The following is a 16,015-nucleotide window of genomic DNA, read 5'->3' as shown; positions in this document are numbered from 1 at the left end:
ATAACTCTAGACTACATGGATATGCTAAACGAGAGATGAGCCACTGGTATCGGGCTAAAGCGTGAGGAGTGAGGAGTGAGGAGTAAGCAGGATGTCCCACACATGGCCGTCTGTGATTGAAACGCTGGAAGAGCAGAACGTTCGCTTCGTGCGGGTGATTTGGTGCGATAACGCCAACATCATTCGAGGCAAGGCGATTCATATTGGGGCGCTGCCTCGCTATGGTGAGCATGGCGTGGGGCTATCGGTGGCGCAGCAGGCCATCCCGGTCATGTACGACGCTCCGGCGCTCGATAGTGGACTTGGCCCCGTGGGGGAAGTATGGCTCCAGCCCGATTGGTCAACGCTGCAAATTTTGCCCTACTGTCCCAGCCATGCCCGCGTCATAGGGCAGATGGTGCGGGAGCAGCAGCCCTGGTCGATTTGCTCTCGCCAGTTTCTCAAGCGCATGATTGCCCAAGCGGCGGAAATGGATTTGCAAATTAAAGCTGCATTTGAGCCAGAGTTCTACCTGCTAAAAACTCAGTCCGATCCTGATGCTGTGACAATTACGCCCGCCGATCCAACCGTGTTTGCGGCCACTGCGGCAATGGATATGCAGCAGCCCGTGATTGATGCGATCGCAGATGCGTTAGTCGCGCAAGATATTGAGATTGAGCAGTACTATCCCGAATCGGGGCCAGGTCAGCAGGAAATCTCAGTGCGCTACACCGATGCCCTGACTGCGGCGGATCAGCACATTGTCTTTCGCGAAACGGTGCGTGCTGTCGCCGCTCAGCATGGTCTAACCGCGACCTTCGTCCCCAAAATCTTTGCCGACAGCGCAGGCAGCGGCTGCCACCTCCACTTCAGCCTCTGGCGCAACGACACGAATCTATTAACCAACACCAATCAATCCTCCCACTCTCCCACTCTTCCACCCATCCCAGCATCCTTCGCCGCTGGCATCCTAGCCCACTTGCCTGCCCTGATGGCACTAACCACACCCAGCACCAACTCCTACCGCCGCCTACAGCCCCACCTCTGGAGCGGCGCATTTCAAGCCTGGGGATTCGACAATCGCGAAGCCGCCATTCGCGTCCCCAGCAATCCCGCTCCGCCCAGTCCTACTCACATCGAAGTCAAAACCGTAGACGGCTCCGCTAATCCCTATCTCGCTTTGGGCGGAATTATTGCCGCTGGCCTGGAGGGCATTCGACAGGATTTGCACCTACCCGATCCAGCCGCGATTGATCCCGGTACGCTACCTGATTATGAACTGCGATCGCATTCTATTTCTCCCCTACCGCGATCGCTCAAGCAGGCCATTGATGCCTTTGCCACCGATTCCGTTTTACAAACGGCTCTGGGCGAACCACTCACCAAAGCCATCCTCGCCGTCCGCCAAGCCGAGTGGCAAGGCATGAAAGACTACGACCTAGAAGCCGAAGTGAAGCTGCTGCTAGAGCGGTATTAATATAGCCACAACCCGTAAGTTATCGCTCTTCAATGACTCTAGGCAGAGATAAATTAGAGTAAAAGGGCTGAATGGTAGAGAGAATCAATGGTAGCTCCCCGACAAGCCAAGCCAACCGTCCGGTTCATTGATGAATATTGTGACTATTACCAAGACTTGTTTGCAGAAGTCAGAAGCTTTGAAGCCTTTAAGCATCTGCATGTCGGGATGATATCGGAAGTCAAGCGTAAGTCGCTACCAACCATTGCTAAGGTTACAGGACTACCCAATGCTCAGTCATTACAACAGTTTTTAGTCAGCTCACCTTGGCAGGCTAAAGACCTCAGGCAACGACGCATTGAGCTGATTTTAGGTCTCTTAGGGGGACAAAAATTGATCCTAGTCATTGATGAAACGGGCGACCGCAAAAAGGGACAGACCACCGACTATGTGAAACGACAGTACATCGGCAACTTAGGTAAGATCGAAAACGGCATTGTTTCGGTGGATGCTTATGGGGTAATTGACAATTTGACCTTCCCGTTAAGTTTTAGAATTTACAAGCCGAAAGAGCGATTAAAAGCAGGAGACTCTCATCACACCAAACCCGAAATTGCGGCAGCAATGGTTCAAGAACTCTGTGAATTGGGATTTCAGTTTGAACTTGTTTTGGCCGATAGTGCCTATGGAGAAAGCGGCAGCAGCTTTGTGCGGACATTACATCAATTAGAGCTCCCGTATGTGTTGGCTATTCGCTCAAACCATGCGGTGCTCTTGCCCAAAGAGCAACGGGTCAGAAGCAATCGCTGGCGTCAGTATCAGCGAACATTGAGTGATGGTCGTTGTGAAACTCGCTTCATTCGAGAGATTATTTATGGCCAACGTCGTTCCCAGCGCTACTGGGAATTGACAACGGATCCACAAACGTTACCTAGCGCGTCAACCTGGATGGTGATGACGTGGGTTAAGGACATTTCTTACCACCAGGTTGGAGACCTCTATGGTCTAAGAAATTGGGTGGAATATGGTCTCAAGCAAAGCAAAAATGAACTGGGCTGGGCGGACTTTCGCGTCACCGACTATGCTGTAATTGAAAAGTGGTGGGAAGTCGTGATGAGTGCCTATTTGATGGTCACCTTAAACACCCCCCCGATGCGTCCTCAGGGGGCGATTCCACCGGAACAGGATGACTCGATTGTGGTGTCTTCGTTCACGCAGCATTCAGATTGGAATATGGGCAACGGATGGAAGAACTGGCTCAATAACCTACGGTTAATTCTCTTGCCTTGGGTGAGTTCAAATCGTTTACAACCTTGGCTGGACGTGTTTCCGATTCCCGAACTGGCGCGAGGTTTTCAGATGCTCATCCGGCTCATGAATCAATTTCGGGGAGTTCCAACTACAATCCTACAAAATATTTCCTCTACCTAGAGTCATTGAAGAGCGCTATAGCGGTAGTCAGCTAGGTTAGGACACGGACATGTCTACCGCTATATATCAAGTCTGGTTGAAAACCCATGATTTATTTTTTGTGAAATGCTTGCTGAACAAGCATTTCACAAAAAATAAGTTAGGTTCTTACACACCTCAACTGGTTTACTACATAGTCGGAACCCAATTGGTGTCTGGCACCTGTGGATCAAGAGCGGCTGTCCCCGCCCGGCCTGTTCCTTGCATAAACCAAATTGATGACTGTCCGGTTTGCGTATTCCGCCAGAAAATATCGTCCGCATAGGATTGAAAAGGCCCGTCAAAATCACCAACACCTTGAATTTCCCAGGCCGTTGACAGATTTTGCGTATCGAGCGACTGAACCCGCTTCTTCGTTGTCCCATCCATGATCCAGATGCTAGTTTGTCCGGTTTGATGATTGCGCCAGATAAAATCATCGGAGATGCCGGTGTTCTCAAAATCGCCCACAGCAGCCAGTGTCCAAGCTGATGAAGGATTCGAATCGAGCCGCGTGATGGATGTCCGCAGCGTTCCTGTCATCAGCCAAATACCGACCTCACCCGTATGGCGATCTTGCCAAACTAAATCATCGCTGAACTCTTGACCGTCATAATTACCCACACCAACAATTTCCCAATTGTCGGGCACCTGCCAATTGGGCGCATTCGATGCTCCTCCGGTTGAGGTGGTAATCGGAGCCGTACCGACCCGGGTGCCCCCCTGCATAAACCAGATTACTTGCTTGCCTTCGCCCCGCTGCCGCCAAAGGATATCGTCATTGCGACCATCTTTATCAAAATCTGCGATCGCACCAATTTCCCAGCGCGTATCCTGTACCGCTAAGACGGACGTAGCGCTTTTTCGCACCGCTCCCTCCATCGTCCAGAGCGAATTACTGCCGGTTGCCGTATTTCGCCAGATGATATCCGTGCGATTATCACCATTTACGTCGGTCGTTTGGAACAGGCGTGCATCGTCAGTAATCGTGACGGTTGCAGGCGTCGAGTCAACCAGAATACTGGCAGAATTGCTGCTGGAAACACTCTGTAATGAAAGAACAATCGTTTCATTCCCTTCCACCAGATTGTCATCCAGCATCGCGATATCAATTGTCGTGCTGGTTTGATTGGCCAAAATTGTAGCCGTCCCCGTGAGCTGACTGTAGTCACTCCCGTTCGTAGCACTACCCGTCACTGTGTAGTTAATGATGGTATCGACGCTGCTGGGGTTAGTCAGTGAGAGGACGAATTGACAATCGGTATCAGGTTCCGCCGCATTAGTTGTACTTGTAATGCTGACGGTCGCCGTATCGTTGTCTTGCAAGGTGAGTGTTGTTGCAGATTGCGTGCCGATTGTGGCATTACTGCTGCTGGCCACATTCAGCGTGATGGTTTCGTCGCCCTCAACCAGGTTGTCATCTATGACGGGGATGGCAATGGTTTGGCTGGTTGCACCGGGATTAAACGTGACGGTCAGCGGAAAACTGCTGCTGGTGTAGTCGGTATCGTTTCCAGTCGCCGAGCCTCCGGTGATACTGACTTGAACGGTTGATGTGCTGCTCGTATCTCCGGTTCGAGTGAGCGTCACGGCATTGCTGGTACCGCCCGTTTCGTCACTAACAAAGTTAACGGCAGAAAACTCAACTATTGATGCAGTTAAGATGCTAAACTCATCGGCTTGCGTTGAAGCGGTTTGCGTATTGCCAGCCATATCCTGCGCGCCCGCTACCCGCACATCGATATTGCTAATGACTTCGTTAACATCGGCAACGCTGTACGTGGCCACATAGGTATCGCTGTCGAGCCAACTGCCGGAGTCAAACGTAATTGTGTTCGTCGGATCTTCACCAGCTGTCGGGAAAGACAGCGTCGGATTGACCGAGGTATCCATCTCTTCACTGAAATCTACGGTGAGGGTGAAGGTGCCAGTGCCAACGCTGCTATCTTGAATCGTCGCCAGATTGGACGTTATGGCTGTGACCGTGGGCGCAGTAGTATCTACAGTCACATCGAAGGCTGTGGATGCCGTCGAAACGTTACCAGCCGCATCGGTGGCTGTCGCCGTAACGGTATAGGTGCCCTCAGCGAGAGGTGTGCCCTGATAGTCAAAGCTCCAATCGCCCGATCCATCTGCGGTCGTCGTGCCAATGGAACTGCCATCAATCAACACTTCAACGGTACTATCAGCTTCTGCCGTTCCCACAAAGATCAGCGTGGTGTCACTGGTGATGCCATCGGTGCTGGACAGCCCCGTATCAGTGGTGATGCTAACCGTAACGGGAGCCGATGGATCAGTGGTGTCTACTGTGAATTCAAAGCCCGTCGATGTTGCAGAGAGGTTGCCAGCCGCATCGGTCGCTTCAGAGGTCAGAATATAGGTGCCGTTGTTGAGAGTTGTTGCCGTATAGTCAAAGCTCCAGTTGCCCGAGCCATCTGCCATCGTCGTCCCGATGGAACCACCATCAATAAAGACTTCAACGCTGCTGCCTGCTTCGGCTGTGCCTGTAAAGACTAAGGTAGTGTCGCTAGTAATACCATCACTGCTGGAGGTGCCTGTGTCCGTGGTGATGCTGGTAATTGTCGGAGTGCCGGGTTCCGTAGTATCGATTGTGAAATTGAAGGTTGTGGTCGGATCGGATTCATTACCCGCTGCATCAGTTGCGATCGCAACTAATCCATATGTTCCTTCGCCCAGCGTTGTCCCCGTATAGTCAAAACTCCAGTCGCCGCTGCCATTAGCCGTCGTTGTGCCCAGCGAATTCCCATCCAGTACAACTTCAACGGTGCTATTGGCTTCTGCCGTACCGTTAAAAATGAGTGTTAGATCGCTCGTCACACCATCGGTGCTAGATGATCCTGTATCATCTGTAATGCCGACGATTACTGGCGATGCTGGAACCGTTTTGTCAATCGTGTAGCTGTCGCCTATGGTGAAGTCCCCGTCACCTGTTAAAGCTCCACCCAGCGGATTGGTACTGCTGTCAGTGATCGAATTATCGTCACTGAGATCTAAACGTAGGGTGCCGTCACCTGTGCCTGTATTGACTGTAACGGTGTAGGTGATGTTGTCGCTGGTAGTAACGTTGGTAACGCTAGCCCCTGTGATGCCTGTCGTGGTTAGCGTAAAGTCGGTGGCGTCTACACCCACAACCGCCCGGTTAAATGTAACAGTGTAATCAACACTGCTCGCATTGGTTAGTTCCGTACCGACACGGGTAATGCTTGTGACCACCGGAGAAGTATCATCGCTAACTAGCGTAATGCTGCTGCTGTTGTTGGTGCCGTTAATGACATAGGCAGCATCACTAGCAAGATCGAGCGTTAAGGTTTCATTCGCTTCGACTAAGCCGTCATCAGCCGCAGTAACTGTCACGGCTAGACTCGATTGACCAGCCGGAATCACAACGCTCAACTGACCGTTACTAACAGTGCCCGTGCTAAAGCTGTAGTCGATCGCTGCTGCATCGCCGCTCAGATCAATGAGTACCGTCAGGTCACCCACCGTATCCGTACCGCGTGAAACAGTAAAGACAGCCGTGTCTGCGCCTTCCGTAGCCGATGCATCACTCGTGGTAAGGCTGATCGTCGGCAGAAAGGCGTTTGCCGCACCCGGAGTTCCCAGGTCGCCATTGCCAAACGGTGTGTTCGATGTGGCCCAGTTACTGCCGACATTGTTATTCAACGCTGGATCGAGCAGGGCCATTGATGCCCCAGTAGGATCTGGGAAATTGGGGCCACCATCGTATTCGACACGGTCAATTTCAACGCCAGCACGGTTCGTCAGCACAATCTCATCGTCAGCATTGGCCAGCGTAATGGCTGAACCGTAGGCATAATCGACTGCCACACCACCATTGCTAGCAGTTGAAGCGTTACGACCCAGAACAAGGTAGCCACCTGCCGCGATAATCAGCGATCCACCATTGTTGATAACGTGGCTATCAGCACCATTGTCAAAAATCGTCCAGCCGTTAATGTCGATATCGCTGCCTGTAGCGTTGTACAGCTCAAACCATTCACCGTTGGCATCAGATACAAGCCCTGGGTTCTGCATGATCTCAGTGATCACGATGTCGCCCAGTTGCGTGTTCTCTAGACCATAGGTTTCGTCTGTTGTTGGCTCACCACTGGGCAGAGCTTGACCGACTAGATCTTGAATGTTTTGTCCTGAAGCCAAATTTAAGCCAACTGTACCGTTCAGGTTGGCTAAGTCTCCTCCAGAAACTGTGACTGCATAGGTTGAAGCGCTGACCGGATTGACATTGGTAATTCCAGCCGTCGTTCCTGTTACCGTGAAGTCTGTGGCATCAACGTTCTGCACCGCTTCATTGAACGTTGCTAGAAATACCAACGTGTCAGCATTTGTGAAGCCTGTGGCTGGGGTTTGTCGGGTAATGCTGGTAAAGCTTGGTGCAGTGTTGTCAATCGTATAGGTTTGGCCCGTGAAGCTGCCGCTGCCACTCCCTGATGTACCGACACCACCTAAAGCAACGCTGTTGCCGTTGACAATGCTGTCGTTATCCACCAGATTCAGCCCCAGGGTACCGTCACCGGAAACACCGTTGACTGTTACGGTATAGCTGCTGCCACTACCCGAAACGCTCGCAATACTGCCGGATGCTGTGCCAGTTGTGGCAAGGCTGAAGTCTCCAGCATTCACTCCCGTCACACTTTCAGAAAAGTTGACAGTGAACGTAACGCTATCGGCACTGGTTGGGTTAGAGCCGCTCCGGTTAATACTGCTCACTTCAGGAGCATTGTTAACTGTAACGTTGACCGTAATCGTGTCCGTCGCGGCTCCGTCGGAGACTCGGATAACAAAGCTATCGGAGCCGCTGTAGTTTGCTGTCGGTGTGTAAGTAAGACCTGTCGGCGTCACAATGCCACCATTGCTGGTGCCAGCCGCATTAAATCCGCCCAGTGAACCATTGCTAGGCCCACTTAATATTGACCAAGTCAGCGAGTTGCCGGTGTCGGTGTCGGTAATATCGAGCAGGCTATTAATACTAGCAGCTAGACTGTCTTCATTCAAAGTGAGAGTAGTACTAGTTCCATCATTAAAACTGGGTGGACTGTTGGCGCTAGCTAGATTATTAATAAACAGTTGGGCTCGAATGATAGTGTTAAAATTTCCATCATTTGTGAAGTCAGAGCCAGAGGCAATCACATCCAGATCGCCATCGCCATCTACATCTCCTGCACCGATAACATATGTGTAGGGATATCCTTCACCATTTGGTACCGGGACATCAAATATATAACTATCTTGTGTAAATGAACACTACCATTGTTCAGGAAAAAGGAAGCATCTCCAAAGTAGCTACCGTCAAAGAAATCTAATCCATTCGTATTGTCAATATTGGCTATAACGTCATAGGGAGAAATACTTGTTGAAACCAAAGTTACGGGAGGATTGAGCGTGCCGTTATTGAAATAAAATCCGTTATTTGTTGGGCCGTTGGTGCTGTCTCCTGTTGCTGCATTGACGAAAAAATCGTCAAATCCATCATTATTGAAGTCTGCAACGCTAACTATCCCAGAGTAGACAGTTGCTATCCGATTACCCGTATCAGTAAATCCTCCAGTACCATTACCACTAAAAATGGCGGTCTTTTCTTCACCAACCAAAACTAGATCTAGATTGCCATCACGATTTAGATCAACTAATCCGGCATCTAAAAATGTGTCAATATTGTTGCTCGTTGATCTCAAATCAGAGGGAGCAGAGATAGTTGAACCTGTCGCAGTAAAAGTTCCATCACCATTACCTAAATAGACCTTGCTACCACCTTCTATAATCTGAAAAATATCAATATTGCCATCATTATTGATATCACCAATGGCAGTACCGTCATTTTTATATGTAGTTGCAGAACCTATATTTTGATTCGTGTCTGTGAAAGTCCCGTTGCCATTACCAAGTAGCACACGAGTCTCTTCATCCAAAAAAGTAACGATGGCATCAATATTGCCATCAGCATTTAGATCACTTAAGAAATAATCAACTGAACGATTACCAGGAGTAGAATCTGGCTGAACGCTACTAAAATTAATTGTTACACCTTGATTGAAAGTGCCGTTCCCATTACCCAGAAAGACTAAATCAGTCAGCAAATCGCGAGCTAGGATAACGTCAAGCTTGCCGTCATTATTAAGATCAGCAAACGCAGCTTGCGTATGTGAAACACCATAACTATTGGTGCCTGTTGTGGTCTCAAAAATAGTTGAGGCTGTGAAATCGAGAGCTAAGACTCCGGCAAATGAATTAGAGACGATTGCTGTGGAGCGAATTGTGCCTTGTTGGACTTCTAAATTCCAATCACCGCCCAATTGGGGATTGCCCGTTAGGGTCTTGGTCGCGGCAATATGCGCACCTGTGAGTTCATGCAGCTTTTGGATAAACGTTTCACCAACCTGACCGTCAGCAACTTGACAACTGTAAATGAGTAGCTCTAACGAGAACTTGCGCCAGGATTGTAAAAGCGACGAGTATGCATTTAGACTTTGCAAATCAAATGTGCGATCGCATATTTGCAGTGTTCCAGGTGCACCATGAGTAATGAGGTGCAAGGTTTGGCAAGTTGGGAAAGAATGAATCAGAGCAGTAATCTGTTCAATTCCGTCCCGTTGTGGGTCAAGAATATAGACTTCAGCGTTCTGATGGTTCAGGATGTCATCAACAATTACTTGATGGTTTTTTACTCCGGGATCAATAAAGACTAGAGTCTTGACTTTTGAAGAACTCAATGAGGTAGAAGCTTCAATCAGTGAAGATTGACCGAGAGCAATCGTCTGACTAACCATGACATTCATCTCAAAACGACAAGAGAAAAAATTTTCCTCTTGGAAGATCTTTTCTTGTATGGTTAGATTGCCCAAAATATAATTTTTACGACCAAAGACTGATGCAGAACTTGGGAAGTTTAGTCAATATCCTAGTCCCACATCAAAACTTTAAAGAAACTGGGTTAACCGCCAATTTGCGACATGGTGCGGCTATAGGCTCCGGTTGTGCCCGAATCCCGTTGCTTGTAGTTGATTTCGGGTTTACTTAGCAATAACGCTCCAACTTGCTCCCGAATTTCGGCAATCGGTTGACCACGCCGTAATGCTGTGCGTAGATCAATCTGTCCCGTTTCATTCAGCAAGCAAGGACGCAGCCATCCATCGGCAGAGAGGCGCATTCGATTACAGCGATCGCAAAAACATTCAGACATTTGACTGATAAACCCTAGGGTGCCCTTGGCTCCGGGAATGCGGAAGACATCAGCAGGGCCATTGCCTGTGACGTAGGCGGGTTCTAAGCCATTGCGATCGCAGATTTTTTGCCGCAGCGTTTCTGAATCAATCCAGCCTTTATGCTCAAACAGCGACTGGTTGCCAATGGGCATAAATTCAATAAAGCGCACGTGCCACTCGCGGTCAATCGAGAGTGCGGCCAGGTCTAACACTTCGTGATCATTGATGCCTGGGATGACAACTACATTTAACTTCAGCGGCGAAAATCCTACCTGATGCGCCGCTTGGATTCCCTGCCATACCTGCTGCCAGCGCGACTGACCTTTGCCGCCGATAATTTGCTGAAACGTATCGGGGTCAAGCGAATCCAAGCTGATGTTGATGCGTCGCAGTCCAGCATCATAGAGCGATTGTGCTTTGTCAGCCAGCAAAAACGCGTTGGTCGTCATGGCCAAGTCCTGCGTTTCGGGCATGGCGGCAATATCTTGCACAATTTGGACAATGTCAGGTCGCAGCAGCGGTTCTCCACCCGTCAACCGAAAGCAGGTAAACCCTAGTGGTACGAAGATTTCGCTCAGTAGGAGCAGCAGTTCTTCCCGCGTCAGCCAATCCTGCTGCATGACGTACTGCAAGTCCATTCCCTCTGGCATACAGTACTGGCAGCGGAAGTTGCAGCGATCAATCAGGCTAATGCGTAAATAGTCGATCGCGTTTCCTGTGCTGGGGTTGATCACGGGAAATTGGGAAACTGGCATACGTTTATATACAGGGTACTGGCTTCATCTTGACAAAAATTCGCCGGATCGAACAACGGAACCTTCATTACAGCAGAAATATATGGCGTGTTAGTGAACGAATCTCTGAGTTTGAGTGGGTAGATTATGATGAACGAAATCAGCTTTGATTCGGGAAATTGCAGGTAAACAGTTTCATTGGGTGAGATCGCAGTTCTCTTCATTCCTCAACGGTGAACGATGATGGCCAGTCTGTACGACACGGATTTCTATGCTTGGACGCAGAAGCAGGCTGACCTGCTAAAACACCAGGCATGGGAAAAGCTGGATCTGCCCAATTTGATTGAGGAGCTAGAAGACTTGGGGAGACGAGAGCGGCAAGAGCTGAGAATGGGATGGTGAGATATGAGCGGGCTAACGTTAGACCTCAATTCAATCGTTGCGCTGACGGATGAGCAGTTTTATCAACTGTGTGCCCAAAATCCTGACGTACGATTGGAGCGCACAGCAACGGGAGAACTGGTGATCATGCCACCCACGGGCGGAGAAACGGGCAAGCGCAATTCTGATATCAATTTGGAGTTGGGGCTGTGGAATCGTCAGTCTCAACTAGGAGTTGTGTTTGATTCTTCGACGGGATTTCGGTTGCCGAATGGGGCAATCCGTTCGCCGGATGCAGCCTGGATTCCGCAATCGCGATGGGATGCTCTATCACAGGAAGAACGTCGCCGTTTTTTACCGCTCTGTCCTGATTTTGTAATCGAGCTACTGTCGCCTACGGATGATTGGCAAACGGGTTTGACCAAGATGCAGGAGTATCAAGAGAATGGCTGTCGCTTAGGCTGGCTAATTGATCCACTGACTCAACAAGTTGCGGTTTATCGACAGGAACAATCGGTTGAGGTGTTGGAAAAACCTGGGATGTCGTCAGGTGAAGACGTGCTGCCTGGATTTGTGATGAACACTCGTTCTATTCTAAAAGCTTGGTAATAGCTCACTTAAAATAAAGAATTTTGTTCATCTACTTCACTGTTTCTGCTATTCCTTCCACTTTTAGCTTCGCATTTACCACACATCGTTAGATTAGCTTTACTCGCTTCTTCCTCGGTCTCAAAAAAACGATATTTCGCATCATCACCAGGTTTTTCTATCCGAGGATAGGAAGGGCAACCATCTCGAATATGATACTTTTGTCTACCGTGATACGCTCTAATTGGTGGGTATTCAGCGTCAGACTGCTCAGATACACGATCCTGAACCGTAAATACCCAATTTAGTAATTTCCATGTTTTATATAAAACTTTTGAATTAGATTGCTGAGTCATCTGTAGCTCTAAGTCTTCAAGCATTTTTTTGACTTTGAATGCAGAAGGCTTATCGGAGGAAACATAATGTTTGTCCAGCTTGATCAAAAGTGATTTCATGTTTCTATATAGTTGAATCTCCTTTCTAATCTTAGGTATTAATAGTAGAAAATCCCGAATCTTTTCATAAAAGATCTGGGTGCCAAGCATGAAAGGATAATATTTTCTTTTAAGAGGTTTTAATCTTTCAGAAATAGCTTCTCTGACTTCGTCTATCTCTCTCAGAGTCCATAAAATACTGTCAGATTCAAAGCTATTAGTCTGAAGCGTGCCTAAAGTTTGTAATAAAATCCAATATTTTGAATCTAATTCATTTAATCTTCTTGCTTCTACCCTATCACCTGTTATAGGTATAGTCTCAGGCAAATACAGCTCTTCTAAAAAGCTGATCGCTTGACACCACAAGTCGAAGAAGGATTGGTCAAATCCACCCTCTGATTTCTTGAAGCTTTTAGTAAAACCTCTTAACGAATATTGAAGTAATGATTCAGACAGGTCTTTAGGAAAGGCATGTTTAGCACCTAGCCCAAGAATACTCCAAGCAACTGTGGATTTAAGCAGAATAAGAAATGTTTTGATGTAGTTACAAATCTTCTGTCTAACGGACTTAAAATTGAGGTCTTCAGGGATATTTGCTTCTGGATCTTCTATCCCTTGGCAAACTTTAACTGTTACGAAATTTGTACTGATCCCGCATTACAACATCGCCTCCGATAGAGCCAGCTACATTTACTGCTCCAGCCCCAAATGAGGTTTGTGAAATATGCCCAGAGTTTTTCTTCTCAAGTTCCATTAATTTAGAAACCAATAAATTTAACTCTGATCTAAATTCGTTATCCTTCTTGCATTCCTCTATAAGGAGTATCTCTAGCGATTTTGGATCTGTTTGTACTTGTTGAACTTCAGATCTTCCAAAAAACTGAGTTGTTACTAGACCTATCATTCTTTGTAAGTAATCCTTAGCATCAGCACCTAACTTTTCTAGGGCACCATTAGAAATTTGTAACAGGATATACTCAACTGCTTTGGCGGCTAAAGCTTCTAGAATCATTGTTCTATAGAATTGGCTAAGGATATTGATCTTACTCAGTTTTAGCACAAGGGTTGTGGCACCAGTTCAGTTTTCTCATCTTCGAAGTGTTATTTTAGTTTTAAAATCGCCTCACACGTTTGGAATAACAATGGAAACACCAACTATAGAAATCCCCATTTTCTCTTGGTCAAGCTGGAGCAAACAGGCCAAACTGCTCAAGAAGCTGTCTTAAAGGCGCTGGAGCGTTACGCTGAAATCGATCAGTATGACGATCCCAATAAAACTGCTAGAAGCTATCAACTCAGCCTATGCCGACAGCCCGGACGACGAAGAAAAAGCAGTTCAACGGGAAATGAGGTCGAGCCATCGCAAGCTAGTTGAGGGCGAGTGGTGATCAATTAAGGTGATGTGTATTGGGTTGATTTAGGCGATCCAGTCTGAACGGTCTAAATCTTCTTCTAGAACCACGTGAGCCAGAAAGCTAACCACTCTATCCTTTTGCCTGTGCCTTCACTGCAACTCTTGCTGCTGTCCGCAAAATTTGTCCAGCTAGCACCGCAGCGCCAAAGCCGTTGTCAATATTCACCACGCCGATACCTGCCGCGCAGGAGTTCAGCATCGTCAGCAGGGGCGCAAGACCATTAAAACTCGCACCGTAGCCAATACTCGTCGGCACTGCAATCACCGGACAGTCAGCCATGCCCGCCACCACGCTGGGCAGTGCACCTTCCATGCCTGCCACCACAATCAGCACGTCCGCTGACTGCACCACATGGCGATTGCTCAGCAAGCGATGAATTCCAGCCACGCCCACGTCCCAGAGCCGCTTCACCTCAAATCCCGACAACTCTGCAGTAATCGCCGCTTCTTCTGCCACCGCTAAATCTGCGGTTCCCGCCGACAAAATGCTAATCACACCCGGATAGCGTGGCTCAATTTCCGTTTCAATCAAGGCACAAATGCGCGACTGAGCATAGTAGTGCAGCTCTGGAATCTCCGCCTGCAGCTTGGCGTAGACCTCCGGCTCAATCCGCGTGGCCATTACGATTGGGTTGCGATCGCGCATGGCGTTGATGATGCCGACAATTTGCTCTGGCGTTTTACCTGGCCCCCAAATCACCTCCGGGAAGCCCGTCCGCAGCGATCGGTGATGGTCGATTCGAGCGTATTCCTCGATCTGTTCAAAGTCAAAATGCTTCAGCTTTTCCAGTGCCACATCAGGATCAACGGCTCCTTGAGCAACGGCTTCGAGTAACTGTTTGATAACTTCAGGTTGAGTCACGGGTGTCGGTTGGGTGAATCAGCAGATAAGGAAAGGGAGAGCTGTAAAGGTCTGTACAAGAAAGCGAAGGAGCTAGGAAGATTTGGGAGGCTCACGCGCTCATCAGTTATCTAAGCTAGCTTATTCAGTGCAGATTTGACCCTACTCAGTCTTTATCGTCCTCATTAATGTCTGTCGCGGTTTCTGGTTCCGCTGTATTCGTATCATCATCTTCAGCGATTTTATCCTCAGTGGCCTCGTCTTCGCTCACTGCCATTGCGGGAGTAGAAGATTCTGACTCAGCATCGGCAGCCTCCGCAGCTTCAGCTATGTCAGCCTCACTAACAGATAGTTCTGGTGCCTGCTCTCGCTCCGATGCAGCCTCCGCATCCGATGCTTCATCTTCTAATTCATCCGTTGCGTCCGATTCCACTTCTGTAACCGTCTCTTCAACCGCCTGATCCGTCACTTGAATCGATTCATCGACGGCTGTATACACTTCATCCGTTTCACCAGCGGTTTCGTCTAGTTCATCTGATGCATCGGATGCAGACGACACCTCTTCTCTATCTACAGATTCAGATGCCGTTCGCTCGGGTTCCGTCAGTTGTGAGTCTGATAAATCTGCGATCGCACCTTCTCCCTCGTCCTCAACAATCGTATCTTCTTCCCAAACATCAGCAGACTCTGGCTCAACCAGTCCTTCCTCCTGCTCCTCCTGCTCCTCATCCCGTCTCGGCAAATCAACTGGCGCAGTCTTCGGCTCAGCTTTCAGTGTTGGCAAAATTTTGGGAATTCGCAGACCGATCAGCGTAAAGTTCTGCGGAATCTCGGCGATTGAGTAGGCTTCTGCGTTTTCGACTGACTGGGGTGAAACCAGCAGCACATGCAGCACGCTGAGGGGGACTTGCAGGAACAAGTTGCAAGCCAAAAATGCGATCGCGGCTACCAGCAATCCCACAATCCGTAACTGAGACGAAATCGGCGTAAAGTCAGCGGCAATAGGAGCTAGCTTGTAGAGCTGCCAGAGCACCCAAATCAAGATTACGGGTGCAATCAGGGTAAAAGCCTTGGCCACTGGCGTTTTGAAAAAGCGCAGCATTTGCCGCTGCTGGTCGCTCAGCTTTTCCGGCTGGAGCGCCACGGCCATTAAGCTAAAGATGTAAAACGGACGCGTCCACTGCATCCACAGAATCGGCGCAATCCCAATCGCAGCTAGAATGGCCACTTCTAGGACGGGCGGCAGCAGAGGATAACCAACCGCTAAACCCAGTAGGCAAACCTCCAGCAGAATGGGCAATGCGGCCAATCCGGCCAGGTGAATCCATAAATAGGGATCAAGACGAAACGATTGCATAAGGACATCCGGTGAATCATTGGAGCGCCCTAGTATTTTAAAGGATTGAGTTCACCGATTTTTTCGCTGATTATGTAGAAACATCTGCATAGCTCGCTTATGACTAAGCCGTTTCGGCGACAAATCAAGTAACGATTGATG

At 48.8% G+C, this 16,015-nt stretch carries 12 protein-coding genes; 5 read left to right on the top strand and 7 right to left on the bottom strand.

The window, feature by feature from the left end; genetic code table 11:
* Positions 1 to 91: 91 nt before the first annotated feature.
* Together AC286M_RS12425 and AC286M_RS12420 are read left to right on the top strand one after the other, a co-directional pair.
* On the top strand, positions 92 to 1,456 hold the full coding sequence (locus tag AC286M_RS12425) for a glutamine synthetase family protein (RefSeq protein WP_488204702.1): 1,365 nt from the start codon (positions 92 to 94) through the stop codon (positions 1,454 to 1,456).
* A gap of 87 nt (positions 1,457 to 1,543) precedes the next feature.
* Entirely contained in the window at positions 1,544 to 2,866 is a 1,323-nt protein-coding gene (locus tag AC286M_RS12420) for an IS701 family transposase (RefSeq protein ID WP_488204701.1), read from the top strand.
* A 168-nt stretch (positions 2,867 to 3,034) separates the two neighbouring features.
* Here AC286M_RS12420 and AC286M_RS12415 read toward each other — a convergent pair whose 3' ends face one another.
* From AC286M_RS12415 to moaA, 3 genes are all read right to left on the bottom strand, one after another.
* Positions 3,035 to 8,053, bottom strand: coding sequence for a beta strand repeat-containing protein (locus AC286M_RS12415; protein WP_488204700.1), 5,019 nt, complete (start codon positions 8,051 to 8,053; stop codon positions 3,035 to 3,037).
* A 20-nt stretch (positions 8,054 to 8,073) separates the two neighbouring features.
* On the bottom strand, positions 8,074 to 9,690 hold the full coding sequence (locus tag AC286M_RS12410; RefSeq protein WP_488204699.1) for a DUF4347 domain-containing protein: 1,617 nt from the start codon (positions 9,688 to 9,690) through the stop codon (positions 8,074 to 8,076).
* A 164-nt stretch (positions 9,691 to 9,854) separates the two neighbouring features.
* The gene (gene moaA, locus AC286M_RS12405) at positions 9,855 to 10,880 is read right to left on the bottom strand and encodes a GTP 3',8-cyclase MoaA (protein ID WP_488204698.1); all 1,026 of its coding nucleotides are present in this window, start codon (positions 10,878 to 10,880) and stop codon (positions 9,855 to 9,857) included.
* A 219-nt stretch (positions 10,881 to 11,099) separates the two neighbouring features.
* Here moaA and AC286M_RS12400 point away from each other — a divergent pair, with 219 nt between their 5' ends.
* Together AC286M_RS12400 and AC286M_RS12395 are read left to right on the top strand one after the other, a co-directional pair.
* On the top strand, positions 11,100 to 11,261 hold the full coding sequence (locus AC286M_RS12400; RefSeq protein ID WP_488204697.1) for a DUF29 family protein: 162 nt from the start codon (positions 11,100 to 11,102) through the stop codon (positions 11,259 to 11,261).
* A 3-nt stretch (positions 11,262 to 11,264) separates the two neighbouring features.
* Complete coding sequence (locus tag AC286M_RS12395; protein WP_488204696.1) at positions 11,265 to 11,849, top strand: Uma2 family endonuclease; 585 nt, start codon at positions 11,265 to 11,267, stop codon at positions 11,847 to 11,849.
* An 8-nt stretch (positions 11,850 to 11,857) separates the two neighbouring features.
* Here the strand turns inward: AC286M_RS12395 and AC286M_RS12390 are convergent, their stop codons facing one another.
* Both AC286M_RS12390 and AC286M_RS12385 read right to left on the bottom strand, forming a co-directional pair.
* Entirely contained in the window at positions 11,858 to 12,628 is a 771-nt protein-coding gene (locus tag AC286M_RS12390) for a hypothetical protein (RefSeq protein WP_488204695.1), read from the bottom strand.
* Between the two features lie 259 nt (positions 12,629 to 12,887).
* Positions 12,888 to 13,274: a hypothetical protein gene (locus tag AC286M_RS12385; RefSeq protein WP_488204694.1), complete on the bottom strand. Its 387-nt coding sequence runs from the start codon at positions 13,272 to 13,274 to the stop codon at positions 12,888 to 12,890.
* 165 nt (positions 13,275 to 13,439) lie between these two features.
* Between AC286M_RS12385 and AC286M_RS12380 the strand changes: the two genes are divergently transcribed.
* Positions 13,440 to 13,637, top strand: a complete 198-nt coding sequence (locus tag AC286M_RS12380) for a hypothetical protein (RefSeq protein ID WP_488204693.1) — start codon at positions 13,440 to 13,442, stop codon at positions 13,635 to 13,637.
* 109 nt (positions 13,638 to 13,746) lie between these two features.
* Here AC286M_RS12380 and larB read toward each other — a convergent pair whose 3' ends face one another.
* Together larB and AC286M_RS12370 are read right to left on the bottom strand one after the other, a co-directional pair.
* Positions 13,747 to 14,538 carry a nickel pincer cofactor biosynthesis protein LarB gene (gene larB / locus AC286M_RS12375; protein ID WP_488204692.1) on the bottom strand — a complete coding sequence of 264 codons (792 nt, stop codon included), beginning with the start codon at positions 14,536 to 14,538 and terminating at the stop codon, positions 13,747 to 13,749.
* A gap of 145 nt (positions 14,539 to 14,683) precedes the next feature.
* Positions 14,684 to 15,874: a low-complexity tail membrane protein gene (locus AC286M_RS12370; protein ID WP_488204691.1), complete on the bottom strand. Its 1,191-nt coding sequence runs from the start codon at positions 15,872 to 15,874 to the stop codon at positions 14,684 to 14,686.
* Between the last annotated feature and the right edge of the window lie 141 nt (positions 15,875 to 16,015).

It is taken from the genome of Thainema salinarum CENA647, from assembly GCF_057732415.1.
Note: the sequence above shows the minus strand (reverse complement) of the source record. Positions and strands in the feature narration are given on the sequence as shown.